Source organism: Brevibacillus halotolerans (assembly GCF_026891775.1).
GTDB classification, from domain to species: Bacteria; Bacillota; Bacilli; order Brevibacillales; family Brevibacillaceae; genus Brevibacillus_B; species Brevibacillus_B halotolerans.
In genome coordinates this window covers 44,255-69,245 of sequence record NZ_JAPTNK010000013.1, presented here as the reverse complement: position 1 = coordinate 69,245, position 24,991 = coordinate 44,255, and the positions used below count along the sequence as shown (strand labels likewise).

Genomic DNA, 24,991 nt, shown 5'->3' with positions numbered 1-24,991 from the left:
GTAAGCCGATCGCTTTAGACAAGGTTTATGTAATGAAAGAAGATTTGGTCTTACATGAAATCACAGTAAAACCTGAGTTTATCAATGAGATTACTGACAAAGACCAAAAGCTCTCAGTCGGTTCTCTACCACCTAAAGCTATCAGTTACAAAGTTGTTCCAAACCATGCTGAAATCTATTTAGCTGCAGAGATGAAGAATGGGGAAATGATAACAGGACTCAGTGGGTGGATGCCAATACAAAGGTATGTCGTCGCTGGCTCTTTAGAGATCGCACAAGCTAAAGATAGCCATAATAGTGAGATGAACTGGACTATCATCATGGCGCCTATCCTTGCTATTTTCTTTATTGGCTATATCATCATCCGTTATTCAAAATGTAGAGCGAACAAATAAATTACTGCTTTTCTTTTGCTGAAGATAGATGTACTTAGAGCAAAAATCCGCTATAATAATGAGACAGTTAGCGTGTATAGCGAAGATATCGTAGGCGCGCAATATATACATAATTTTCAAACAAAAATTTTTTATCAGAAAATTTTCTTTAGGAGGCGTTCTGTCTATGAGTACGATTAATCAATTAGCTGCCGATTTTATTACTTTCTCTAAAAAAATTCAGGCGTACAACAATGCAACTGCCGTCTTATACTGGGACCTTCGCACAAAAGCACCGAAAAAAGGTATGGATGCTCGCTCTGAAGTGATTTCGACCTTATCCACTGAAGCATTCAAGCTTTCCACATCCGATCAAATGGAGGATTTCCTACAACGTCTAACTGAGGAGCAAGCCTACAAGCAATTAGATGCGGTCACTCAAAAATTAGTGGAAGAATCCAAAAAGGATTTTGACTTAAACAAAAAGATTCCTACCGACCGTTATCAGGAATATGTGCTTGTTACAAGCCAAGCTGAAAATCTTTGGGAAGAGGCTCGCGAAAAAAATGATTTTTCCCTATTCCGTCCCTACCTAGAAAAAATCGTAAAAATGAAATTGGAATTCATTGATTACTGGGGAGCAAAGCCAGATAAATATGATACTCTGTTGGATCAATATGAACCTGGTATGACAGTAAAACAATTAGATCAAATTTTCACCTTATTGCGTGATAAAACGGTTCCTTTGGTTCATGCCATCAATGAATCAAATCGTCGCCCCAATATTAGCTTTATGGAAAAGCATTTTGCCAAAGCAGATCAAGCGGCATTTAATCAGCTCGTGCTCCAAAAAATCGGCTTTGATTTCCAAGCTGGACGCCTGGATACGAGTACCCATCCTTTCTGCATTCACTTCGGCTCCACCGATGTCCGTCTAACCACCCGATACGACGAACAGGACTTCCGTTATGCATTATGGAGCAGTATACATGAAGCAGGTCATGGGATGTACGAGCAAAATGTAAATGCGGCTTACAATGGTCTATTGCTAAGTAACGGTACTTCGATGGGCGTTCATGAATCCCAGTCTCGTTTTTGGGAGAACATGGTAGGACGAAGCTTACCTTTCTGGCAGCATTTCTATCCAGCGGCGCAACAAGCTTTCCCTGAGCAGTTTGCCGATGTAGCCTTACAAGATTTCTATCGGGCAGCCAACCTAGTGGAACCATCCTTTATCCGTACGGAATCAGACGAACTCACCTACAATTTGCATATCATGGTCCGCTATGAAATCGAAAAGGGCTTAATCAATGAAACCATTGAAGTAGGAGAGCTACCACAAATTTGGAACGAGAAAATGAAAGAATACCTAGGCGTCGATGTACCTAGCGATGATCTTGGTGTCCTACAGGATGTTCATTGGTCAAGCGGCTTAATGGGCTACTTCCCAACATATTCCCTAGGAAATGTTTATGCCGCTCAATTTACGCATGCAATGAAAAAACAGCTTCCTAATTTTGACGATCTTTTACGTGCAGGTGATTTTGCACCGATTAACCAATGGTTACGCGAGAATATCCACCAATTCGGAAAAATGAAATCTCCTCAGGAGCTTTTGCAGCACGTTACTGGGGAAAAAGTAAATGCAAGCTATCTAGTTCATTATCTAGAAACAAAGTATAAGGATTTATATCAGCTATAGAAATAAGACAAGGTATTTCCTTATAAACATATAAAAAATAGCCTCCTTGCATGCTCATCCTGTTTTAGATGCTGCATAAGGGGGCTATTTATAATGGTATTGAACAAATCACACATTCACTCAATTGACGTATTTATCATTTAGCTTCGTCTGTTTTGACTACATTCATCCCTACTGATTTTTCTTTTGTTCGGGTCAGGACAATAATTCCCAATACTACAAACCCCATTCCTAAAATATGATACCAATAGATATCTTCCTTCAGTACTAAACTCGATAATAAAATCGTAGTAATTGGTGTTAACGCAGTAAACACGGATGCTACACTAGCAGGTATCACTTTTAATCCTTGATTCATTAAAATGACAGCCAAAATTGTTACGACAATTGCTGTGTATAAAACCAACAGCCAAATCGTTATGGATATTTCAGAAAGATCAACGCTTAATGCATCATGTATAGCTAGTGGTAAAAATAAAATCGCCCCTACAATACTTAACGCCGTTGAGATAGCTAAAGGAGACCAAGCTTTCGATAATAGTTTTCCAAACGAAAAAAAGATAGCATCCCCTATAACAGCACAAAGAATGAGAAAGTTCCCAAATAATGAGCTAAAGCTTATACTATTCGTAGCAATAATTCCGAATACATTTATAGAAACCGTTCCTAAAATGGTTAACAAAATCCCTGAAATCTTGGCAAAGCCTAATTTCTCTTTAAGAAAAACGTACGCAATGACCCCCATTACAGCTGGAGTACAACTCAGTACAATCCCGCTCTCCACAGCGGACGTATATTGCAAGCCATATAGCAAGCAGATGCTAAATAGAAAAATCCCTACGAAGCTTTGTATAAGTAGAACAAAAACATCTTTTTTATATAAGGTAGGAAGCCTTCTTTCCTTTCGGTAAAACATTGGCAGTAAGATAAGGCTAGCAATCAATAGCCTTAATTCAGATGCTAAAAAAATAGGGATTTGCTCTAAAATAAATTTATTTACTACTACAAAGCTCCCTATTATAGACATGGCAATGGATACTTTGATATACGCTATCGTGCTATTAGACAAGTAAATCTCTCCCACTTTTTAATAAAAATAATCGTTTTTTCTCTCTATTGTTTATGTAAATGGTCTTTACCATCAACAGTAATAGTACCACAATACACCATTTGGTTGGTTTTTTTTAGTAGAAAAAAGTGTACTCGCTGAATTCAGATTGTTCTGCCGGTTATCTCATTATTCTGTCAGCTCTTCACATATCTTCTTACTATGACGGGATGCTTATTAAACATACAAAAGGCCCGCTCCCACGTGCCGAGGAACAGACCTTTCTTACCCGAATGAAGTATATATTATTTCGCTTGCAGGTTAGCGCTATCTGTTGAGGCTACCTGCTTCATTTCTTTACGTTCTTCCTGTTGTTTGCCTTTTGTATATTTGGTTTTGATAGGCGATACCAACCAGTACATGGTGCCTACAAATAATGCTCCTCCGACAATATTACCTAGTGTAACAATGCTCAGATTATGAACCCAGCCCGCAATGGTAATGGTTTCTGGGTGAGGAAGCATTAGCGCCAGCGTTAGCACTGTCATGTTGGCTACACTATGCTCATAGCCAGAGGTAATAAAGGCAAACAACATCCAGAAAATCAAAATTAGTTTCGCTGTATCCTCCTTTGCCCGGGTCGCTGTCCAAATAGACAAGCAGACTAACCAGTTACAAAGAATTCCTCTGAAAAATAATTGCACAGTTGGTAAGTTCATTTTTTTGGCTGCTAGATAAAAGAGCATATGGTCGCTTGAAGCATGACTAAACACACCCGAACCTACAATAATCAGACAGAAAACAGTTGCACCGAGTAGGTTACCAATCCAGCACCATACCCAGTTCTTCCCTGCATCCTTCCATTTAGTCGCCCCGCTTAAGGCACCTATGGTGAAATACATATTATTACCAGTAAACAAATCAGAACCAGCAAAAATGACCAAGGTTAAAGCAATCCCAAACGACACGCCCATCAATGTCATCGTAAGAGGGGAACCCGCTTGTAGCAACGGCTCACCTACCGTTAAGATTAATACGATTCCAATCCCTACATAACAGCCTGCCAGTGCTGCGTGTAGTAAATAGCGGGCTATGCTTTTATCCAGCATCTCTTTTTTCTTTACTGCGTTCTTAGCCATTATTTCCAGAGTATCAGTATACAAGGTCTCCAACTCCTTAGGTGTTAGGCACGTGTATGTTAAGATAAAAAGTTATCGCAAGCAGGCAAGCCTAGTTTCACCGTTTTTCCTTCGACCACTACAGGGTATACTTCTACTTGGCCTCGATCAGGAGCTTGTACGGTTCCATCAACCAGCGAAATTTTCCAGTCGTACAAAGGGTCATACAAAAATAGATCAGAAACGATTCCGTCTACTAATGTGCCTCCCCTAGGATGTGGATTGCGATTAGCCACTGCATAGAATTGATCATCATCTAAACGAAACAGAGCAACCTCTGTTTCTTCTACACAAACCACTCGGCCTACTTTCTTTGGAAAATCATCAATATTCCCTATTTCATAGAAACAAACTAACTGTTCAGCAACAGGATGCAGCATGCTTCTAACACTTCCTTCCCTTTGGACATACAAAAAATCTCTATTTCATTCTACATTCGTAGTATAACGGGTTCGGCTTCAATGCAAAAGTTATATCTGTCACTTTATGAGAAATTTTTCACTTTCTTTTCTGTTTTGTCACATTTGGGAAGAAAAATTGGTGATTATCTACCCAAATATAGAATACTAACCAATTAATATCTACTTTTTTGAGTTGGAGGGGAAACAATGGATTTTTCTTCGTTACGTCAATATTTTAACGATATTGCACACAGTATTGGTGATATTAGCAGTAAGACAGGGAATGCTCTAATCGGGATTCATTCTGAATTAAGTAAGATAAGTAAAGCAATACAAACCACAAATATTTTGCTTGGCATTCTGATTTTTTTGGTTATGGTTCACCTTATTTATTCCGTTGTCCAAAACCGTAAAAAAGGTACATAACGAAGAAGACCTCCTACGTTTTCTTGTAAGGGTCTTCCTTTATCTGAACGGTATGATTAACTCTCTGCTCCTTATGAGCTGGACACTTCTTTAAGGCCTGCTTTTACTTGCTCTTGTTGCCTGATATATTGGGTCAGCTCGACGGTCATCTGGTAGTAATTGAACGGGGTAATCAAGTATATTCCATTAAAGTATTGAAGCGTTGCATCGATTAGTTCCTTTGCCATACGATTCCCTTCCTGACGAGCGGCTTCACCTGTAAATAGCTTCATTTGTTCTAATGCATATGGGGACAGCTTGATACCAGGTACCTCGTTATGCAAAAACTCTGCATTACGCGAGCTCGTTAACGGCATGATGCCAATAAAGATAGGTACACGAATATGCTTCGTGGCTTCATATATTTGTACAATGGTCTCGGCATCATAAACAGGCTGCGTCATAATGTAATCGGCTCCAGCCTCAACCTTCTTTTCTAAACGAGCCACAGCTGCATCCAAGTGGCGCACATGTGGATTAAATGCTGCCCCGACAATAAACTGAGCATGCTGCTTCAATTGTTTGCCCGAAAACGCATAGCCTTGATTTAACTGTTTTACCATACGGATTAAATCAAATGAGCTCACATCATAGACAGAACTAGCACCCGGCAAATCTCCAAAGCGTGAAGGATCGCCCGTAATAACTAGTACCTGGTCAATACCCAGTGCGTGAAGACCCATTAAATGTGATTGCTGTCCAATCAGATTACGGTCGCGGCAGGCAATGTGAAGTAGCGGCTCGATTCCTAATCGCTTCATCATGGCTCCTAAAGCCATATTGCTCATACGAACTGTTGCTAGTGAGTTATCTGCTAGCGTTATTGCATTCGCACCGGCATCATGTAAAGCACAACAGCCCTGTAAGAAATCTTCCGTATGCAGATCCTTAGGCGGATCGAATTCAACGATAATCGTAGGATGGTGCTTTACTTCTTCGATAATACTTGGCTGAAGACGTTTTTGGACGGCCTGCACCTCAATTCTCTCCGAGTGAATAGGAGCGGGTGGATTCACCCGTGGCAGCGGTTTGCGCCCTGCCAATTTTTCTGCAATTGCTCTGGTATGTTCTGGCGTTGTACCACAACAACCCCCAATTAGTCTTACACCCTGTTCATGTAAGCGCAAAGCACTTTCCGCAAAGTAGTCTGGAGATGATTTGTAAGAAAGGGTTCCATCAGCCATGCCAAGACGGCCTGCATTGGGGAATGCAGAGAGAAAAACATCATCTGGACACACTGTAGCTTCGAAGGAACGCAGGATCTCTGCCGGTCCCAAGCGACAATTGAGTCCTATTACGTCCGCTCCTGCATCCTTAATCTGCTGGAAGGCATATGTCAACGAATGCCCATCACGCGTGGTACCTACTTCCAAAGTAGCAAGCTGGGCTATGATGGGTAGCTCTGTAAGAGGACGTATCACCTCCAGCGCTAGCAATAATTCATCAACATCCAAGAACGTTTCCAGCAAAATTCCGTCTACACCTGCATGCAAAAGAGAAGTAGCTTGCTCTTCGAACTGGTCTTTAAATTGGTCAATTTGCTTAGTGCGGACACGTCCAGCAATAATTGAACCCATCGCTCCAACTACGAAAGCATCATCTCCGACCGCTTCCCTCGCAAGGGTCACCGCGGCTCGATTCATCCGCGTAACCTTACTTTCTAGGCCATATCGGGACAAGCTATCCCGATTAGCCCCAAATGTATTCGTCTCAATCAGCCGTGCTCCCGCTTCATAATAAGCGGTATGTACGTTGCGGATTATCTGTGGATTACTTAAACATAACTCTTCGTAACTAACGCCAATCGGAACTCCCTGCTCGTATAGCTGAGTAGCCATCGCTCCGTCACCCACTAGTACGTGCTGTGTGAGATAAGCGCGCAAATCCCGTTTTCCCATTGAGACTCCCCCTTTTCGTCGTTTATGATCACACTTCCACTCCAACTGGTGGAGTCGCATTAAAATAACGGGCTTCAGGATGAGCAAATACCATGGCTGACACGGATGCTTCAGGGTCCATCATGAAGCCTTCTGTTAGTTGAATTCCGATGTCTTGTGGCGACAACAGCTTAAAGAGTTTTTCTTGATCTTCTAAATCCGGGCAAGCAGGATATCCAAACGATACGCGGATTCCCTGATAACGCGCCCCAAAACGCTCTAGCATAGTCATATCTGCTGGGTCTGGAAAGCCCCATGAATCGCGAATAACATGATGAATTCGTTCGGCAAACGCTTCTGCTAGCTCTAGGGCGACTGCTTGCAGGACATGAGAACGTAAATAGTCCCCTTTTTCTTTCCATTCCTGCGCTAAATCTCTCACTCCCCTTCCGGCTGTAACAGTCAAGAAAGCTACGTAATCCATCTCATTCGTTTCCACAGGCCGTAAAAAATCAGCGAGACAAAGATGAGGAGCTTGCGGTTGACGCGGGAAAGTAAAACGTTCTAACAGCTTTGTATGATCGTTTGGATCATAGATCAGGATGTCATTGCCAAAAGATTGAGCCGGAAAGAATTGATACATTCCATTCGCCTGCAAAATCTGACTACGGATCGCTTCATTTAGCAAATCATCTACGATTTCATATAATTCGGTCGCTTTCTTGTCACCTGATTCGATTAATTTATCGACGTTGCCCTTGATACCAAGATGCTTTCCAAGCAGCATGCGTAAATTAACGTAAGGACGCAGATGGTTAATCGGATAGTTGCGCAAGACATGGCGCTCCAAATCAGGTGCAACATAGACCGGTGTTGTAATGCTTGTCGCAGAGCGAATCATTTCCGGCTGTGGAATAACAACTGATTCGCTAGCTTTTTCTTCTATTTGAGCCTGGTTGACTGTCGCTTGCGCTTGTAATTCCTCTACCAGCTTCAGTCGAGCTTGCGGATCATGCAATTTATTAGCTAGGTTCAGGCCATCCATCGCATCTTTTGCGAATAAAACGATGCCTTCATATTCAGGAGCAATTCGATTTGTCGTAAATTTACGCGTGAGAGCCGCTCCTCCAACCATCAGCGGTACATCAATGCCAGAGCTTCGCAAATCCTGAGCGGTAATCACCATCTGCTGCGCTGATTTTACTAATAAACCTGAAAGCCCAATGGCATCTGGTTTTTCCTGATGACACGCAGCAATCAACTGCTCTGGTGCAACTTTAATCCCTAAATTAATTACCTCATAGCCATTATTGGATAAAATGATCTCCACTAGGTTTTTACCGATATCGTGGACATCCCCTTTAACCGTAGCTAACAAGATTTTTCCTTTTACGGTTGATTCAGACTTTTCCATATGCGGTTCCAAAAAGGCAACTGACGCCTTCATGACCTCTGCACTCTGTAGCACTTCTGCTACAATCAATTGGTTCCCGTTAAACAGGCGACCAACCTCTTCCATCCCTTTCATAAGGGGACCATTAATAATATCAAGCGGAACATATTTTTCCAAAGCGAGGGTTAAATCTGGGATTAATCCGTCCTTCGAGCCTTCCACCACATAATTAGCTAAACGTTCTTCTAACGTTAGATTGGATACCTCTTTTACAACCTCTTTCTTTTTCTGCCGATAAAAATCAGTAAACGTTGCTAAGGTTTCATCGTTTGTATGAAATAACAAGTCCTCTGCCAGCTTGCGTTCCTCTTCAGAAATCGAAGCATAACGTTCTATCTTTTCGGTGTTAACAATCGCGTAATCAAGCCCGGCTACTGTTGTGTGATATAAAAAGACCGCATTTAAAACCTCACGACCTGCCGGGGGTAATCCAAAGGAAACATTGCTCACACCCAGAATTTGTTTACATAATGGAAAATGTTGTTTAATAAGGCGGATACCTTCTATCGTTTCCTGTGCTGAACCAATGTATTGCTCATCGCCTGTTCCTACCGGAAATACAAGAGCATCAAAAATAATGTCCTGCGGATTAATTCCAAACTGATTTACCAACAAATCGTAGGAACGTTTAGCTACCTCCAGCTTGCGTTCACGAGTGATTGCCATTCCCGTTTCATCAATGGTCCCGACAACCACAGCCGCTCCATATTTATGAATCAGTGGTACAACCTCTTCAAAACGATCTAGTCCATCTTCTAGATTAATCGAATTAATGATTGCCTTCCCCTGAGAATATTTCAAGCCCAGCTCCACTACCTTTTTATCCGTGGAATCGATCATCAACGGTGCTTTTACCTTTCTGCTTACGTATGGAAGAAATTTCTCCATATCCTCGTACTCATCACGGTCAGGGTCTGCTAAACAAATATCTATAACAGCGGCTCCTCGTTTTACCTGTGCCCGTGCTATGTCTGATCCTTCCTCGAATTGACCAGCAGCAATCAAGTCACGGAACTTCTTAGATCCAATAACGTTGGTACGTTCCCCTACAAAAATGGGGCGATTGTCGTCCTCAACATAGAGCACCTCAATGCCTGATACAGCAGTTGCATGAGACTTTTTATTTTCTCGTGGTGTAATCCCTTGCAATGCTTCGTGTAGCGCTCGAATATGCTCGGGTGTGGTACCACAACAACCACCCGCTACGTTAAGCCATCCCTTTTCCGCAAATGCTTTCATTTTCATCGCTAACCCCTGCGGTGACTCGTGATAGTGACCATTCTCATCAGGTAAACCTGCATTAGGATAACAACTGATTCCACACAAGGCCAGATCAGATAAGGTTCGTAAATGGTCACGCATGAACTCCGGACCTGTCGCGCAATTCAGACCAATCGTGATCGGTTTGAGATGTTCAATCGATACATAAAAAGCCTCGATGTTTTGGCCTGCCAGAGTCGTGCCCATCGGTTCGATTGTTCCAGAAATCATGATAGGCAGCTCATAGCCAAGCTCCTGAAATGCCTGACGTATGCCAATACCCCCAGCTTTTACGTTCAATGTGTCCTGTGAGGTTTCCACCAGTAATAAATCTACCCCACCTTCCATCAATGCTTTAGTCTGACGATAGTACGCATGAATTAATTGCTCAAATGTAACGCCCCCTGTTAACGAAAGGGTTTTCGTAGTGGGCCCCATAGAGCCTGCTACATAACGTGGCCACGACTCCGTGCTAAATTCATCTGCTACTTCTTTAGCAATACGTGCAGCTGCCAGATTAAGTTCATAATCTCGATCTGCTATGTCATACTCAGCCAAAACAACATCAGTTGCTCCAAATGTGTTTGTTTCCACAATGTCAGCACCTGCTTCAAAATAGGTAGCATGAATATGCCGGATGACATCTGGTCTTGTTACATTCAATAGTTCGTTGCAGCCTTCATATTCCTCACCGCCAAAATCGTCCGCTGTGAGATTAGCCTGCTGTAGCATCGTTCCCATTGCACCATCGAGTATCAATATTTTTCGTGCTAGCTGCTCTTGCAATGTTGGTTTGTTCATCTCCCATACCCCTCCGTAATCTCCATTAGACTTGGCAAATAAAAAAATCCCCTTCCTGCCTGAAAGCAAGAAGAGGATTACTAATGTTCGTTAAGTAGGAACTTATCCCCTCTTATCTTTCAAGGCAAACAGCCCTGCTGGAATTGGCACCTGATCTATCGGTTGCCGAGGCATCTTCGGGCCAGTCCCTCCGCCTCTCTAGATAAGAGAAATCATATTTAGTTAAATGTCCATATGACGTTTTGTTCGTCTTTTGAATACAGGTATCTTAACATTCAGATATTATTGGCGTCAATGGATTATCTGCCAATCTTTTATTTTTTTGTAGTCTGCTGCCCAAATTTTGCTTCCCTTAGGCATAAGCCCACACCAGATAGACAGATATGTATAGACTGTAGAATAACAAAGCGAAGGAGGAATTGCCAGATGAGTACATCGTTTTGCGGTAACTGGGGAGGCGGAAGTTTTAGCTTCATTCTAGTGTTGTTCATTCTGCTGGTAATCATAAGCTGCAGCTGCTGCGATAACTAGCAACCGTGTAGCGACACCTTCAAACATATAACCTTTAAGGAGGAATTCTTTCATGAGTACATCTTACTGCGGAAATTTCTTCGGTGATAATTTCAGCTTCATTTTAGTGCTGTTCATCCTACTGGTCATCATTTCTTGCGGCTGCTGCTAAAATATAAGAAGCTCTTTCACCGGCAAACCTGAATTCGATTACGCTCTTTTTTATCTGCGCCCACCTCTACATGATTCTACAATGTTTCATACCTCCATAAGAAAACCAAAAAACATTACTCAGGTTTGTACACTCACCAATATAGGAGAGGGGAAGGGGCCGGCACATGCCCCTTTCATCTCTTATCCATTCTTTCCTTCGCTTGTAGAAATAATGGCCCTCTGCTAGGATAAAAAGGAAGATAGATGGAGGGATTTTCATCGAAAACAATCTAGCCTATTTACATACATCTGTGTTTCAGGCCTCATTGATTCCAGTAAAGGTACTAGAAGAGACGGACTTTGAAATCTACACTGTCGTAAAACACCATGAGAGTGAACAGCACTATTTGCATGACCAAACTCACCACCATGATCTTATGACAGGCGGTAATCATGAAACCTATGAATACTATCTTCCTTTATCAACCGGTCAAGCCATGGGTCTTTTATTTGGTAGGGAAGCATATCATTCCCTTACCAAATCTTATTTTGCACAATGGGATCAGCAAAATAAGAGCCACTGATAAACCTTGCTTGCTAGAATGTCTTTTGTTGGGTATACTAGACGCTATATAGCCATGTACTCGATGATGAGGAGAGTAATGATGGTTCGTGCTACTAGCGAGTCAGGATTGGTGGAAGCCTGATAGAACGGCCATGATGAAGCGCACCTCGGAGACGCAGCTTGAATCTTGTCTATTGACAATGTATAGAGCTTGCCGGGTTTGCCCGTTACAGCTATCAAGCAGGTTTTTTCCAATTACGATCATTTATTGGTCTAATTGAAAAGAACAAGAAGAGTGGTACCGCGGGAGTATGATAAAATAACCTCTCGTCTCTTTACGGATTGATTTTTACTGATATCTATCCAAAAGAGACGGGGGGTTTTTTGCTGTTGTTGCTTTGAACATCGTAAGCTGTGTCTAATCAAAGCGCTCTGTACTTGTATACCTATGGTTATATTTATGTTGTATCCCACTTTTCCACGGAATGATTACATATTCCCTGAAAGTTTAGGTTGATTAAAAAGAAAGGATGAAATAAACATGAATTACAAACAACTAGTAGCTGAACAAATCTCTGCTGCTCTAACTGAAATGGGCGTAGAGGATTTTTCCTGCGAACGTGTCCTTGGCATGCTCGAAACTCCTCCTAACCCACAAATGGGTGATTTAGCCTTCCCTTGCTTCCAATTAGCTAAAGCTCTACGCAAAGCACCACCAATGATTGCAACGGAGCTAGCTTCTAAGATTTCTCTGCCTTTCTTACAGGATGTACAGGTGACAAATGCATATATCAATCTGTTTTATGATCAAACCAGCGTTATAACCGCTTGTATTAAAACGATTCTAGAGCAAGGGTCTGCATATGGCGCGACTACTGCTGGTGCTGGTAAAAAGGTACCAATCGACTTATCTTCTCCAAACATTGCTAAACCCTTCTCGATGGGGCATTTGCGCTCAACCGTTATCGGGAATGCACTTGCAAACATCATGGAAAAGCATGGCTATCAGCCAGTTCGCATCAATCACTTGGGGGACTGGGGTACACAATTTGGTAAACTGATTGTTGCCTATAAAAAATGGGGCGATGAAGATAAAGTAAAAGCTGAGCCTATTAAAGAATTGCTCAAGCTGTATGTACACTTCCATGAAGAAGTAGAAAACGACCCAACATTGGAAGATCAAGGCCGTGAATGGTTCAAGAAATTAGAGGACGGCGATCAAGAAGCCCAGCAATTATGGCAATGGTTCCGCGACGAATCCTTACAAGAATTTAAAAAGATCTATGAATTAATGGGTGTATCCTTTGACTCCTTCAATGGAGAAGCATTCTACAATAATCAAATGGATCGCGTTGTTGATTTATTAGAGGAAAAAGGATTGTTAACAGAATCCGAAGGCGCAATGGTTGTATCTCTGGATGAGTACGACATGCCTCCTTGCTTAATAAAAAAACGTGACGGTGCTACCCTTTACGCAACCCGCGACCTAGCTGCTGCTTTGTATCGCCATGAGCAATATGATTTTGGAAAAGCATTATATGTGGTTGGCGGAGAACAACGCCTGCATTTCCAACAGCTATTTAAAGTCTTGCTAAAAATGGGCTATGACTGGGCTAACAATATGCATCACATTCCATTTGGCATGATGTTAAAAGATGGTAAAAAAATGTCCACTCGCAAAGGGAAAGTCGTTCTGTTGGAAGAAGTATTGTCCCAAGCAATCGCAGATGTATTAAAAGTAATCCAAGACAAAAATCCTTCTCTTGCAAATAAAGAACAGGTTGCTCGCCAAGTTGGTGTAGGTGCCGTTATCTTCCATGACTTGAAAAATTATCGTTTAAACGATGTCAACTTTTCCTGGGAAGAAATGCTTACTTTTGAAGGCGAAACAGGGCCTTACGTTCAATACACTCATGCCCGCGCTTGCTCTCTATTGAAAAAAGGTGGGTACCAGCCAGAAGCTGTAACCGTAGTAGACAATGCTTTAGAGGGCCCAGAAGCATGGGCAGTCATTACTACTCTCTTGCAGTTCCCAAGCATTCTGGAAAAGGCTCGCGATCAATTCGATCCTTCGCAGATTGGAAAATACGTAATTGATCTGGCTCAAACCTTCAACAAATTCTACGCGCATGTCCGCATTGTCGCAGAGGATGAGCAAGTAAAACAAGCTCGCCTACAATTGGTTGCAGCAGTTATTGTTGTACTAAAAGAAGGACTCCGTCTATTGGGATTGGAAGCTCCTGAGGAAATGTAAGAAAAATAAGGGCCCCTAACACAATGGGCGCCCTTTTTATTTTTGGTCAAAAATTCATCCAACTCATCCAAAAAAGGAGGGCTTCCCCTCCTCTTTTTAATCCTGCTTTACCTAAATGCCTCTCATCTATGTTCCTTTTACTCTTTTTCGTTTATTTTCGGTTCAATAGCTGGTTTTGGTGTCGAGAACCAAGCCTTTGCTAATTGCTCAACCAGCTTTTTCGGTAGGGAAACAGGCTCTATTTTTACAGTTCCAATAGGGTCAACACCACGATATAGCATTGCCTTATCATCATTAGGGTCTGACATTGTTTCTAAAATCAGCTCGTCGATTTTGCCAGCCACTTTCCATTCCATAATCATTAGCTCATATTCATCTGGAGCTAATTCAATGTATTCTTCTTCTGTAATATCTACAATTGCATAGCCATCTGATTCAATTTCTGCTTCTAAGACCTTGCCATTTGCTTCTTCATAAAGTTTTAGTTCATTAAGGTCAGCTAAATTTTCTTTGATTTTATCAAAGCTGTGAATGGTTACTTTAATTGTGCGTGTCATAATATCTCCTCTGTCTCGTAAAATCCGTTCTGAAATACGGTCCCTCTAATCATATCCTACTGTGGACTTGCAAACAATTGTTTGACAAAAGCGATTTCTGACTTATGCCCACCCGGTCGTTCTGCTGGCGTTTCCAAAAATAAGGGAACCTCACGAACAACCCTGCTTCTAATCAATTCGCCTATCCTTTCAGCACCGATCTCTCCGTAACCAATATCAGCATGGCGATCACGATGGGAGCCGGTAGGATAGCGAGAATCATTGAGATGAACAGCCTTCAAATTAGTAAAATATCCTAATTCCTCGCCTCGCTTCTGCACCTCTTCCCAATTCCCTCCTGTCCATAATCCACTTGCAAAGGCATGGCAGGTATCGAAGCAAAATCCGACAAGCTCGGGTCTATTGATCAATGCACGTACTTGTACAAGCTCTTCTAATGTCATCCCCATCTTATTTCCCTGACCAGCATTATTTTCAAGTAAAATAAGTGCATTACCTGTCCAGCCTTCTAAGATTTCATTTAATGAACGAATCATCAATTGGTAGCCAAATAACGGATCAGGGTGATTTCCTTTATATTGCCCGAAATGAACAACAACGCCAATCGAGCCACACGCGTCTGCAATCTCCAAATCATTGCGTACTGAAGCCACCATTGCCGCTTGTTCCTCTCTTCCCTCTGTACACAAATTAGTTGGATATGGTGTGTGGGCAATCGAAATAATCCTGTGTTCCTTGCAAAAATCACGACATTGTTGGGCATCCTGTCTTGAGAATGATTTGATTTGTAAACTGCGCGGGTTTTTAGGAAAATACTGATAGCAAGTCCCTCCCAAGCGTTGCGCGATCCGGGCGGCTTCCGTATATCCCTGACGTACGCTTACATGACAACCGATGTGCAATTTGTCGCCTCCCTTCCCTGTTTCTCGTTGCTACGCTGTCAACATTATTTATTATTGTTTCAGACTTGAGAGAGGTACATTCACATGCACTGTTGTTCCTTGATTGATCACACTGTCAATAAGTATAGAGCCCTGATGGTCCCTGATGATTTTTTTACTAACCATGAGGCCTAGCCCTGTTCCTTTATCCTTTGTAGTATAAAAAGGCTCACCAAGTTTACTAACACGATCTTCCGGTATGCCGCATCCTTCATCGCGAAAACATATATCCACCATCTGAGCATTCTGTTTTACCGTTATATAGATCATTCCACCATTCGGCATTGCTTCCATTGCATTTTTCATGATATTTATAAAGACTTGTTTAATCTGATTTTCCTCACAAGTGATCAATATTGGCTTCTCTTTACATTCAAGCTGAAAAATCACATTATGCATCAAAGCTTGGCTCTCTAATAGCGTCATTACATTACGAACGAGATCGACTACATTTTTTTGCTTTACATTCTGAACTTGCGGTTTCGCTAATACTAATAACTCGCTTACAATAAAATTGATTCGATCTAATTCAGATATCATGACTTCAAAATAAAAATCATGCTCACTGGTTTGATTTTGTAATAACTGAATAAAGCCTCGCAGTGCAGTTAGCGGATTGCGAATTTCATGAGCAACTCCTGCCGCCATCTCTCCAATAAGGGATAGCTTATCTGAGTTACGCAATAAGGCCTCTGCTTGTTTCCGATCGGTAATATTTCTGGCTACAAAAACAAAGTGCTCTAAATTTTTTTCCCCATTAAAGACTGGCGTACCATTAGCCTCCAAATACATCCAGTCGCCTGAAGCACACCGATAGCGAAGCTCTACTTGCATCACGCTACCTTCAGCGATTAATCGTTTACGTCCCTGTTTCAAAAACTCTCTGTCATCGGTATGTACCCATTTACGATAATCCATTCCCAATAAGCTTTCCGGTGTATATCCTAAAATGGTCTTAAACGAAGGAGACACATAAATATAGCGTCCACTCCGATCCAAAATAGCAATAAGATCCGTCATATTTTCGGAAATCAATCTATATTTTGCCTCACTGTCACCCAATGCCTGCGCAATCCTCCTCTGTTCCGTTACATCCCTCGTAATTAAAGCGACCGCCAAAATCTTTCCTTCCGTATTTCGAATCGGAATATAGGAGGATAGGGTGTGAACAAGATGTCCATTGCGATGAGTAAATGAATTCTCCTCATCCAAAACCATCTTTCCGTTCATAGCCTTTTGTGTGTTATCAATAATTCCTCGCAATATGACTGGCTTTAGCAGATTTTCTTGATGCATAAGCAATTCTTCATAACTGTATCCATACATTTTTTCACAAGCAGGATTCACCATTAAAATATTCCAATCTAAATCAATAAGCACGATACAATCAGAAGCGCTATTTACGAAAGATTCCAACAGTTCTTTCGCATCTCGTAATTCAGTCTCAACCTGAATACGCTCAGTAATATTGCGCATCACCGCTATTACACCTATAACGCCAGCATCTTTCTTGCAAATAGGTTTATAAGTCATACAAATCTCAAGTAGATGCCCCTTCTTATGACGTCGTCTCGTATGAAATAATACAGGTTTTCCTGTTTTTACAACGTAATCAAAATGCAGCTCCTGTTCTTGTAGCGCAACAGCATCAGGAAGTAAGATTCTAGGATTGTCATACAGCTCCTGTGGAGAATACCCAGTCATGATCTGAAATGAATTGCTCATACGCAATATTTGAAAATCGGGTGAAATGAGAAAAAGCGCATCCCGTGTGTACGTAATAAAAGTATCGAGGCTCTTCTCCATTTCCTCCAGCTTCCTCTGTCTTAGCTTTTGCTCTGTTACATCTCGTACAAGAGCCCCCACAGCCGCTTTTCCTTTATACCATTTCATCGGAAAAAGCGTAAATGAAACGTCCATCATCCCCCCTTCCTTATGAGGAATTTGAATGATGTAAGGATCATGATTGGTACACAATGGTTGTATGACACTTGGCTCTATGCTCACTATCCCTTGTTTACATCGAAGTAGATATACATCAATGGCTACTTCGAATTCATCAGAAAAACAATTACCTGCCAATTGGTACCAGGACTGATTGGCATACAAAACAGTACCGTCTGAAGAAAAAATGAAGACTGCATCTGGACAATTTTGAACAAAAGATACAAATCCATCTGTTTCTGACCACGAGATGACCTCTCGCACAAACCGCACCTCCAAAATAAGGATAAAAATGTATGTATATTTCATATTCGCATCAAAGATCAGCCATTGTAAAGGAAAAAGAACTTTTTTATTGTTTGTTTTAAAAAAAGAGACAGGGTACCATGTTAGCCTGCTTTGCATACGATGAGCCTAGATGACCGGTTTTGCTTAGTAACGTTTACATGAAAAAGCACAGATGAGAAAGGGTGAGAAATCATGTGTGGAATTGCAGGCTGGGCTAGTTTTATGCGGAATGTAAAAGATGAACAAGAGACTATAGAAGCAATGACTAAGACACTTCAACACAGAGGTCCAGATAGTATGGGGTATTTTTTTCATGATCGGGTTGTATTTGGACATCGTCGTCTTATTGTTGTAGATCCTGAAGGCGGAACTCAGCCCATGACCAAAAGATATGGGGATATAAGCTACACACTTGTGTATAACGGCGAATTGTACAATACAGAAGATTTACGCAAGGAATTGCTAGACCGTGGTCACCGCTTCTCTTCCCACTCAGATACGGAGGTATTACTCACGGCTTATGTAGAATGGGGAGAAAAATGCCTGGAGCGACTGAACGGTATTTTTGCATTTGCTATCTGGAATGACAAAGAGCAGCTCTTATTTGTCGCACGTGATCGAATGGGTGTGAAGCCGTTCTTTTATCTAGAAAAAGATGGGCAGTTTCTATTCGGTTCAGAAATAAAAGCTATTCTTGCCCACCCCGAAGTTGAGCCTATTGTTGATCGGGAAGGCTTAGCCGAGGTACTACTTATTTCACCCGCTCGCACGCCTGGACACGGTGTATTCAAAGGAATGCATGAGTTACGCCCTGGCTACTATGGGATATACTCTCAAAATGGCTTTACTACAGAATCGTATTGGTGCTTGAAAAGTCGTGAGCATCTCGACAATTTTGAGACAACCGTCGATACCATTCGTGATTTAGTCATAAATGCAATCGAACGTCAACTCGTTGCTGATGTTCCTGTCTCGATGCTGCTTTCAGGAGGCCTTGATTCCAGCGCCATCACCGCTATTGCGGCAAGATATTATCAACATCAAGGAGAAGGAACGATTCACACCTACTCCATTGATTATAAAGATAATGACCACTTTTTCACTGCCCATGCCTATCAACCTGATTCAGATTCTCAATGGATTAAACGGGTTAGCGATCATATAGGAACCCAGCACCATTATATTGAGTTTGATACCCCCGAGTTGGTGCAAGCCCTCCAAACCGCTGTTTATGCTCGCGACTTGCCTGGTATGGCAGATATTGACGCTTCGCTGTATCTTTTTTGCGCGGAAATGAAAAAGGAAACAACAGTCGTACTTTCAGGTGAATGCGCTGACGAAATATTTGGGGGCTATCCTTGGTTTCATCAAGAAGAAGCTCTTTATGCAGATACTTTTCCGTGGGCGCGAAAAAGTGAGCAGCGATACAAATGGCTCTCGAATGAAATGAAGGCTTGGTTACAACCAGATTCGTATGTAAAAGGACGTTTTCGTGATACACTAGCAGAGGTTCCCCGCTTGGAGGGGGAGTTTCGTATAGATGAAAAACGGCGCGAGATGTTTTACTTAAATCATGTCTGGTTTATGAATACGTTACTGGATCGAAAGGATCGCATGAGTATGATGGCTAGCCTAGAAGCCCGTGTACCCTTTTGCGATCATCGACTTGTAGAATACATGTGGAATGTACCTTGGGAGATGAAAATGTACGATTCCAGGGAAAAAGGCATTTTGCGCAAAGCTTTGGAAGGAATCTTGCCCTCTGATGTGTTATATCGTAAAAAAAGTCCTTATCCCAAAACACATAATCCCACATATTCCCTAGCAACAAGGCAGTGGCTTAACGATGTTTTAGATGATAACAGATCTCCCCTTCATACTCTATTAGATGTTCCTTACCTCCGTACTCTCCTACAAACAGATGCATCTGCGATTGAAATTCCTTTTTTTGGTCAATTAATGAGCACTCCTCAGATGTTTGCTTTTTTAGCACAAGTAGACTTCTGGATGAAAACATACAAAGTACGCATCATGTAAAGAAACAAAAAAACCGGCGCGTTACTGCACCGGTTTTTCCTTTATATACGATCATATTTGTTTGTTGCTTTATCATTTCATTTACATTTATACTTAAAAAATATTGAATAAGCAAGGAATGCTATAAGCCAGGTTCTGTATCTCTCGTGCTGCAAACGGACCTTCCCCTCGCACGAAGAGCTGTAGTCATCTATCTATGGCAAAATTTCTTTTGCCATCCGTCCTTTTCGTTCAATTCCGTCCAGACGGTTCCCCTACCTAATTTGGGTTTCTCGCTCGCAGGGTTTACCTCGTTCCATCTTCTCTGTCGCCAGAGAAGCTACGTTTCTGTGGCACTTTCAGCGTACTTGGGTCTCAGGGAGAACCCTTTCTGCGCCGTCAATGAGGCGAACCTCACTGCCCTAGTTTGCACTAGGTACGAACACTCCGGGCATCGCAGCCCGGGCGAGCCTGGACTTTCCTCTATCGTCTCCCAGACAAGCTGGTGACAACAGCGACTACCCACAATCCTTGCCTTACTAAGGATTAATCTATCATATATAGGGGTACAATTCAACCTTGACATTCTGGAAACGCTACTAAAAGATGTAAAATATCATGTTTATTCTTATTTACTTTATTTTTAGGAGGTCTGAAAATGAATGTATTTAACCTGCGAATAAAGGGTAGGCTGATTTTTTTACAATTACTAACCCCTGCACATGCAGAATTTTTTCTTACTTATTTACTTGCAAATCAACCATTTCATGCGCCGTATGTCCCTTTGCGTGACGAGAGTTATTTCACACTCGAAAATGCCATAATCCAAACAACTCAATGGACAGAGGTTGAACAGGATCAACGATATTCTTTTGGTATCTTTGAGCAAGCTAATGAACGCCTTGTTGGAAAAATAACACTATCCCAAGTATTTCGCGGTCCTTTTCAAAATGCTTTTATCGGTTATGATCTAGACCATTCCTGTCAAAGCCAAGGCTATATGACTGAAGCTCTCCATCTCATGATGTCGTTTTCCTTCAATAGACTTCTTTTGCATCGTTTGCAAGCCAATATCATGCCACATAATCGAGCGTCTCAACGGGTTTTGGAAAAAGCAGGATTCGTCAAAGAGGGGTTCGGTGCCAATTATCTTAAAATCAACGGTAAATGGGAAGATCATTTATTTTATGCTCTGACCAAAGAAAGGTTTGATGAACTTTATCAAAACGCTCCTTATCCTGTTATCTATGAAGAAAGAGCTGAGACGATTGCTATAAAAGACTAAAGACAAAGCGATTACTCACAGAAATGCCTTAGCAAAGCTTGGTGGATCGTTGTGTGTTAGAATTATAAAAAGAGTATTGCAACTCTACATTTCACTCAAGAATAAAATATCCATCATCGAACAGGAGGCTTATTTTTCATGCTACTACTCCCTTTTGAAGGTAAAGAGCCACAGATTCATCCTAGCGTGTTTATCGCCAAAGGTGCTGTTGTCACGGGTGACGTTATTATCGGGGAAGAGACATCGATCTGGTACAATTCGGTCATACGAGGCGATGTCTCTCCTACTATTATTGGGAAACGAGTCAGTGTTCAAGATAATAGCACTCTCCACCAAAGTCCTCTTTGTCCACTCCTTATTGAGGATGATGTCACAATTGGCCATAACGCCGTGTTACATAGCTGCACCGTACGCCAAGGTGCTTTGATCGGTATGGGTTCTATTGTGCTAGATGGCGCCGAGATCGGGGAAGAGGCTATGGTTGCAGCGGGTGCTTTGGTTCCACCCGGCATGAAAGTCCCCCCTCGGACATTGGTCGTAGGCTCTCCCGCTAAGGTAAAGCGCGAATTAAACGAAGACGATTTTAAGGATTTACGCCGTGTTCGTCAGTCTTATGTGGATAAAGGAAAAATGTATCGAAAGCTGGAAGAAAATCCACTTACCAGGTAAAAACAAAAAAACGATCGTACCCTCTTCTAACAAGGATACGGTCGTTTCTTTATTTTTGGATATGAGTAATTTTCGTAATAATCCAGCCGTACGGATTGCTACTCTGGTCGCTTTTAACCATTTCATATTCCACTTCATAATTACCAGTCATTGTGGAAAAATAAGCGCCTTTAGCCTTCATGGTACTTTCATTACTATCCATCACCTGATAGCTACCCAAAACATCATGCAAAGGTAGCGGGCGTAGCTTCTCTATCGTCTGTAATGCCTCTTTCCCGAAGTAGGACGTCATCCCTTGCTCGTTCTGCCTTAGATAAGCATGGGTGGCCGCTGTTAGCATCAGATTGCTGATGCGTGTTTGCTGTTGCACTGAGCCGTTCCATTGTTTTTCTTTTTGCTGCTCATTGGCGATCACTAGCCGCTGTAAAATAACCGCGAATTGGGCCCGAGTCATAGTCTTGGTTGGCTGAAAAAAACCGGTGCTATCTTCCAATAATTGATAGCCTTTAATTCCGGTAGCATACAACGATTTTGTATCCTGGTACGCATTCGAAAGCGTCGCCTGATAATAGCCGTTTAAACCCTCCTGAATTTTAGCCGGCTCTATATGTAAATCATGTCGAATATTCGGCAGAATCGTATGAAACAACAGCATGCTAGCTTCTTCTCGATTTAATGGTGCTTGTAAATGCTCAGCGGATAACCACCAATCGCTTTCTAAGATAGCTCCCATTTTCATTGGCTTTTTACCTGCACTGAGGTGAAGCAAGTACAAGGCATTATCCCCTGGATTAAAACGTGTATATGCCTTCTGATCCGCATACAGCATAGCATTCATAGTACCTACAGCCTGCTTGACTTCTTGAACGAGCGGATATCGTTTATCTACTTTAGCTGCTTCAACAGGAGGAGCTACAACTCCGTAGGAATACTGCGTTACCCGATTCAACAAAGCAATTGCCTCTCCCCTAGAAATCGGAGCGTTCGGGCGAAACGGAATATATTTTCCTTTTACAATGCCACGCTCGGCAAGAAATTGAATGTAAGATTTCGCCCAATGTTCATCTATATCAGTGAAGGTACTCGCTTGTACAGTGCTAGGGGTATGTGGATTTTCCGCTTGTATCTCGGCCGGCATACAAAAAGCCGCAATGATTGCAAACATTGTTGTGATACCTGCTACGATTTCTTTTCTAACCTTCATGGATCTGTTCCCACTCTCTTTCTTTTATCTCAATCTTTCATATTTCTTTCACAAATAATGTGTCTGAAAGAAATATTACCAGACAAAAAAATGGGAATCTATCATACTTTATTCATAAGATAGATACCAACCAAAGTCCTATAATGAATCGTTTGCCTCTTCCATATTCCGAAAATAAATAAACAACGCATAAGACCGAATCGCTGTATCCATATGTATGCGCTCCGGTTCCTTTGTTGTAAGATAATATTGCAAGAAGCCCGATACACGATACAATGGCTCAATTAGCCTTGGTGCATATTTGGATAATAGATTACATATTCCTATTCCAACAAGTCCAATCACAATAGCTATCCACAGTTGGAAAAAACAAATGGTTGGAAGAAAAAAAACAAAGAAAAAAGTAACCATATTCGTTGAACAGCCTCGATTGATAATGGAAGCCTGCTGTATTGTTTCCCAATTCTCTGGTTTAACTTCCCCATAGTAGCTAAAAACCTTATGCTCAGCTCCATGAAACTGTTTTAATCGTTTTGGAAAAATAAAATGAAAGCCTGCTCCATAAACTACCAACCACAATGGATCAAATTCTCCTAAAACCGGAAAAAAAACATACAAAAGCATCAACAAATGTAGGATATGATAGTACCAAGGCAATGAGCTGACAATCCGCCACCACATTTTACAGAGCGTTCTCATCCCCATTTTCTCGGCCCATGTGTGGATGACACCGTTCTTTACCTCGGCACATGCAATGACATTTTTGTTGTGATAAAAGACTCCGTTGCCAAATGAAATGCCTGCAATCATGGTGTTGGTATTCTCACCCTCTCCATTTATGGTTATAATGGTGTTTGTTCATATAGCCTCATCTAAAGCTATTGAGGCCACGTTATGTTTCTACTAAGGAGGTTTCACCATTGAAACGCTTTGTTCCAACTACACCCATTACACCTCAAAAGGACCCATGGGAGCCTTTATATAATGCTACACCACCTTCCTACAAATTGACCAGTATCGAGTTTACTGTGACCAATCTATGCAATCTGCGCTGTGAACATTGCGCTGTTGGTGAAACATTACGGATAAAAGACGATCCACACTTGCCAATAGAACTTATCCTACAGCGTCTAGATGAAGCCAAGGATTTGTTAACCCTTAGCATTACGGGTGGGGAACCAATGTATAGTATACGGACAGTAAATAATGTAATTGCACCAATTTTACAGTATGCGACAGATCGGGGCTTGCGCACACAGATTAACTCCAACTTATCTCTGCCATTTTCTCGTTACGAGGCTGTTTTGCCCTACATTGATGTCATGCATATGTCGTGGAACTATAGTAAACCTGAGGATTTTCATGAAGTGGTATACGTAAATAGTCCGCAAAAGGTTTCGCTCACCCAAGCAGAGAAACTGTACCAATTGACAATGGACAATGCAAAAAAATTAGCACACGCAGGTGTAATCGTCTCTGCCGAAAGCATGCTGAATACTCGGACGTGGCAAAAGCTCCCGAAGATTCATCAACTAATTAAAGAAATGGGTTGTGTTCGCCACGAGGTGCACCCTATGTATCAAAGCGATTTCGCCAAAAATTTACCAGTGCTGAGCTTGCCTCAATTACGTGAATCTATTCACACCCTTTTAGATGTACGCGATGAAGAGATGTGGATGCTGTTCGGTACCCTGCCATTTTTCGCATGTAGCCAAGACCCTGATGATCAGGAGCTTATTCTGCGTCTGCGTCAATCCAAGAATGTTACTGTACGTAACGACCCTGATGGACGTTGTCGCTTAAATATCAACATATTTACCGGAGATGTAACCGTAACTGACTTCGGGGATGTAGGCATTCTAGGAAATATTCAAACAGATACCCTAGAGACTATGTTCGCTCGTTGGCAAAGTCACTCTCTCAATCAATCCATTAATTGTTTTTGCCCAAATGCGGAATGTGCAGGCCCAAATCTGCTCGTATATCATAGCTATTACCTGAATACTGATTTTAAAGAACGTAAGGCACTTATATAAAGATCATTCT

Annotated in this window: 21 protein-coding genes, 1 other RNA gene, 1 riboswitch and 1 other annotated feature; of the genes, 11 read left to right on the top strand and 11 right to left on the bottom strand. The window is 41.8% G+C overall.

What is annotated here, in order from left to right; all coding sequences use genetic code 11:
* The first annotated feature begins 32 nt into the window (after positions 1 to 32).
* Together O0550_RS16385 and O0550_RS16380 are read left to right on the top strand one after the other, a co-directional pair.
* Complete coding sequence (locus O0550_RS16385) at positions 33 to 395, top strand: hypothetical protein (RefSeq protein WP_258426839.1); 363 nt, start codon at positions 33 to 35, stop codon at positions 393 to 395.
* Between the two features lie 166 nt (positions 396 to 561).
* The gene (locus O0550_RS16380) at positions 562 to 2,076 is read left to right on the top strand and encodes a carboxypeptidase M32 (protein WP_276565032.1); all 1,515 of its coding nucleotides are present in this window, start codon (positions 562 to 564) and stop codon (positions 2,074 to 2,076) included.
* Between the two features lie 136 nt (positions 2,077 to 2,212).
* Here the strand turns inward: O0550_RS16380 and O0550_RS16375 are convergent, their stop codons facing one another.
* The 3 genes from O0550_RS16375 to nirD all read right to left on the bottom strand — a co-directional run bounded on the left by O0550_RS16375 (position 2,213) and on the right by nirD (position 4,682).
* Entirely contained in the window at positions 2,213 to 3,145 is a 933-nt protein-coding gene (locus O0550_RS16375; protein WP_258426838.1) for a DMT family transporter, read from the bottom strand.
* Between the two features lie 284 nt (positions 3,146 to 3,429).
* On the bottom strand, positions 3,430 to 4,287 hold the full coding sequence (locus tag O0550_RS16370; RefSeq protein ID WP_258426837.1) for a formate/nitrite transporter family protein: 858 nt from the start codon (positions 4,285 to 4,287) through the stop codon (positions 3,430 to 3,432).
* Between the two features lie 35 nt (positions 4,288 to 4,322).
* Positions 4,323 to 4,682, bottom strand: coding sequence for a nitrite reductase small subunit NirD (nirD, locus tag O0550_RS16365; RefSeq protein ID WP_003338097.1), 360 nt, complete (start codon positions 4,680 to 4,682; stop codon positions 4,323 to 4,325).
* A gap of 228 nt (positions 4,683 to 4,910) precedes the next feature.
* On the opposite strand from nirD, the gene O0550_RS16360 reads away from it, so the two are divergent.
* Entirely contained in the window at positions 4,911 to 5,129 is a 219-nt protein-coding gene (locus tag O0550_RS16360) for a hypothetical protein (RefSeq protein WP_003338098.1), read from the top strand.
* A 71-nt stretch (positions 5,130 to 5,200) separates the two neighbouring features.
* On the opposite strand, the gene O0550_RS16355 is transcribed toward O0550_RS16360, so the two are convergent.
* Together O0550_RS16355 and metH are read right to left on the bottom strand one after the other, a co-directional pair.
* The gene (locus tag O0550_RS16355; RefSeq protein WP_003338099.1) at positions 5,201 to 7,066 is read right to left on the bottom strand and encodes a bifunctional homocysteine S-methyltransferase/methylenetetrahydrofolate reductase; all 1,866 of its coding nucleotides are present in this window, start codon (positions 7,064 to 7,066) and stop codon (positions 5,201 to 5,203) included.
* 28 nt (positions 7,067 to 7,094) lie between these two features.
* Positions 7,095 to 10,559: a methionine synthase gene (gene metH, locus O0550_RS16350; protein ID WP_258426836.1), complete on the bottom strand. Its 3,465-nt coding sequence runs from the start codon at positions 10,557 to 10,559 to the stop codon at positions 7,095 to 7,097.
* 109 nt (positions 10,560 to 10,668) lie between these two features.
* Positions 10,669 to 10,768, bottom strand: a riboswitch (SAM riboswitch).
* Between the two features lie 25 nt (positions 10,769 to 10,793).
* Between metH and O0550_RS24560 the strand changes: the two genes are divergently transcribed.
* The 4 genes from O0550_RS24560 to argS all read left to right on the top strand — a co-directional run bounded on the left by O0550_RS24560 (position 10,794) and on the right by argS (position 14,041).
* The gene (locus O0550_RS24560; RefSeq protein WP_081476739.1) at positions 10,794 to 11,090 is read left to right on the top strand and encodes a YjcZ family sporulation protein; all 297 of its coding nucleotides are present in this window, start codon (positions 10,794 to 10,796) and stop codon (positions 11,088 to 11,090) included.
* A 52-nt stretch (positions 11,091 to 11,142) separates the two neighbouring features.
* A complete protein-coding gene (locus O0550_RS16340; RefSeq protein WP_081476738.1) occupies positions 11,143 to 11,241 on the top strand; it encodes a YjcZ family sporulation protein in 99 nt (32 codons plus the stop codon).
* A gap of 307 nt (positions 11,242 to 11,548) precedes the next feature.
* Positions 11,549 to 11,806, top strand: coding sequence for a hypothetical protein (locus tag O0550_RS16335; RefSeq protein WP_258426835.1), 258 nt, complete (start codon positions 11,549 to 11,551; stop codon positions 11,804 to 11,806).
* A 54-nt stretch (positions 11,807 to 11,860) separates the two neighbouring features.
* Positions 11,861 to 12,125 (top strand) — a binding site (T-box leader).
* Positions 12,126 to 12,328: 203 nt separating this feature from the next.
* On the top strand, positions 12,329 to 14,041 hold the full coding sequence (gene argS, locus O0550_RS16330) for an arginine--tRNA ligase (RefSeq protein WP_258426834.1): 1,713 nt from the start codon (positions 12,329 to 12,331) through the stop codon (positions 14,039 to 14,041).
* Between the two features lie 137 nt (positions 14,042 to 14,178).
* Here the strand turns inward: argS and O0550_RS16325 are convergent, their stop codons facing one another.
* The 3 genes from O0550_RS16325 to O0550_RS16315 are packed head-to-tail and all read right to left on the bottom strand — an operon-like array spanning position 14,179 to position 17,747.
* On the bottom strand, positions 14,179 to 14,598 hold the full coding sequence (locus O0550_RS16325) for a hypothetical protein (protein WP_003338106.1): 420 nt from the start codon (positions 14,596 to 14,598) through the stop codon (positions 14,179 to 14,181).
* Between the two features lie 56 nt (positions 14,599 to 14,654).
* Entirely contained in the window at positions 14,655 to 15,500 is an 846-nt protein-coding gene (locus O0550_RS16320) for a deoxyribonuclease IV (RefSeq protein ID WP_258426833.1), read from the bottom strand.
* 51 nt (positions 15,501 to 15,551) lie between these two features.
* Complete coding sequence (locus tag O0550_RS16315; protein ID WP_003343798.1) at positions 15,552 to 17,747, bottom strand: PAS domain S-box protein; 2,196 nt, start codon at positions 17,745 to 17,747, stop codon at positions 15,552 to 15,554.
* Between the two features lie 216 nt (positions 17,748 to 17,963).
* Here O0550_RS16315 and asnB point away from each other — a divergent pair, with 216 nt between their 5' ends.
* Positions 17,964 to 19,808: an asparagine synthase (glutamine-hydrolyzing) gene (gene asnB, locus O0550_RS16310; RefSeq protein ID WP_258426832.1), complete on the top strand. Its 1,845-nt coding sequence runs from the start codon at positions 17,964 to 17,966 to the stop codon at positions 19,806 to 19,808.
* A 119-nt stretch (positions 19,809 to 19,927) separates the two neighbouring features.
* On the opposite strand, the gene rnpB is transcribed toward asnB, so the two are convergent.
* Positions 19,928 to 20,317: RNase P RNA component class B (rnpB, locus tag O0550_RS16305), an RNA gene on the bottom strand.
* A gap of 128 nt (positions 20,318 to 20,445) precedes the next feature.
* Here rnpB and O0550_RS16300 point away from each other — a divergent pair.
* Together O0550_RS16300 and O0550_RS16295 are read left to right on the top strand one after the other, a co-directional pair.
* Positions 20,446 to 21,072 carry a GNAT family N-acetyltransferase gene (locus tag O0550_RS16300; protein WP_258426831.1) on the top strand — a complete coding sequence of 209 codons (627 nt, stop codon included), beginning with the start codon at positions 20,446 to 20,448 and terminating at the stop codon, positions 21,070 to 21,072.
* 138 nt (positions 21,073 to 21,210) lie between these two features.
* Positions 21,211 to 21,741, top strand: coding sequence for a gamma carbonic anhydrase (locus tag O0550_RS16295; protein ID WP_022584959.1), 531 nt, complete (start codon positions 21,211 to 21,213; stop codon positions 21,739 to 21,741).
* Positions 21,742 to 21,790: 49 nt separating this feature from the next.
* Here O0550_RS16295 and O0550_RS16290 read toward each other — a convergent pair whose 3' ends face one another.
* A complete protein-coding gene (locus tag O0550_RS16290; RefSeq protein WP_258426830.1) occupies positions 21,791 to 22,945 on the bottom strand; it encodes an S-layer homology domain-containing protein in 1,155 nt (384 codons plus the stop codon).
* A 138-nt stretch (positions 22,946 to 23,083) separates the two neighbouring features.
* Positions 23,084 to 23,755 (bottom strand): DUF1385 domain-containing protein, encoded by a 672-nt coding sequence (locus tag O0550_RS16285; protein ID WP_258426829.1) that lies wholly within the window; start codon positions 23,753 to 23,755, stop codon positions 23,084 to 23,086.
* A 110-nt stretch (positions 23,756 to 23,865) separates the two neighbouring features.
* Between O0550_RS16285 and yfkAB the strand changes: the two genes are divergently transcribed.
* Positions 23,866 to 24,981: a radical SAM/CxCxxxxC motif protein YfkAB gene (gene yfkAB / locus O0550_RS16280; RefSeq protein ID WP_003343789.1), complete on the top strand. Its 1,116-nt coding sequence runs from the start codon at positions 23,866 to 23,868 to the stop codon at positions 24,979 to 24,981.
* The last annotated feature ends 10 nt before the right edge of the window (positions 24,982 to 24,991 follow it).

What these genes read in the sequence shown, in the direction of transcription:
- O0550_RS16385 (WP_258426839.1), top strand. Translation starts at nt 33, where the DNA reads ATGAAAGAAGATTTGGTCTTACATGAAATCACAGTAAAACCTGAGTTT.
- O0550_RS16380 (WP_276565032.1), top strand. Translation starts at nt 562, where the DNA reads ATGAGTACGATTAATCAATTAGCTGCCGATTTTATTACTTTCTCTAAA.
- nirD (WP_003338097.1), bottom strand. Translation starts at nt 4,682, where the DNA reads ATGCTGCATCCTGTTGCTGAACAGTTAGTTTGTTTCTATGAAATAGGG.
- O0550_RS16360 (WP_003338098.1), top strand. Translation starts at nt 4,911, where the DNA reads ATGGATTTTTCTTCGTTACGTCAATATTTTAACGATATTGCACACAGT.
- O0550_RS16355 (WP_003338099.1), bottom strand. Translation starts at nt 7,066, where the DNA reads ATGGGAAAACGGGATTTGCGCGCTTATCTCACACAGCACGTACTAGTG.
- metH (WP_258426836.1), bottom strand. Translation starts at nt 10,559, where the DNA reads ATGAACAAACCAACATTGCAAGAGCAGCTAGCACGAAAAATATTGATA.
- O0550_RS24560 (WP_081476739.1), top strand. Translation starts at nt 10,794, where the DNA reads ATGACGTTTTGTTCGTCTTTTGAATACAGGTATCTTAACATTCAGATA.
- O0550_RS16340 (WP_081476738.1), top strand. Translation starts at nt 11,143, where the DNA reads ATGAGTACATCTTACTGCGGAAATTTCTTCGGTGATAATTTCAGCTTC.
- argS (WP_258426834.1), top strand. Translation starts at nt 12,329, where the DNA reads ATGAATTACAAACAACTAGTAGCTGAACAAATCTCTGCTGCTCTAACT.
- O0550_RS16325 (WP_003338106.1), bottom strand. Translation starts at nt 14,598, where the DNA reads ATGACACGCACAATTAAAGTAACCATTCACAGCTTTGATAAAATCAAA.
- asnB (WP_258426832.1), top strand. Translation starts at nt 17,964, where the DNA reads ATGTGTGGAATTGCAGGCTGGGCTAGTTTTATGCGGAATGTAAAAGAT.
- O0550_RS16300 (WP_258426831.1), top strand. Translation starts at nt 20,446, where the DNA reads ATGAATGTATTTAACCTGCGAATAAAGGGTAGGCTGATTTTTTTACAA.
- O0550_RS16295 (WP_022584959.1), top strand. Translation starts at nt 21,211, where the DNA reads ATGCTACTACTCCCTTTTGAAGGTAAAGAGCCACAGATTCATCCTAGC.
- O0550_RS16290 (WP_258426830.1), bottom strand. Translation starts at nt 22,945, where the DNA reads ATGAAGGTTAGAAAAGAAATCGTAGCAGGTATCACAACAATGTTTGCA.
- O0550_RS16285 (WP_258426829.1), bottom strand. Translation starts at nt 23,755, where the DNA reads ATGATTGCAGGCATTTCATTTGGCAACGGAGTCTTTTATCACAACAAA.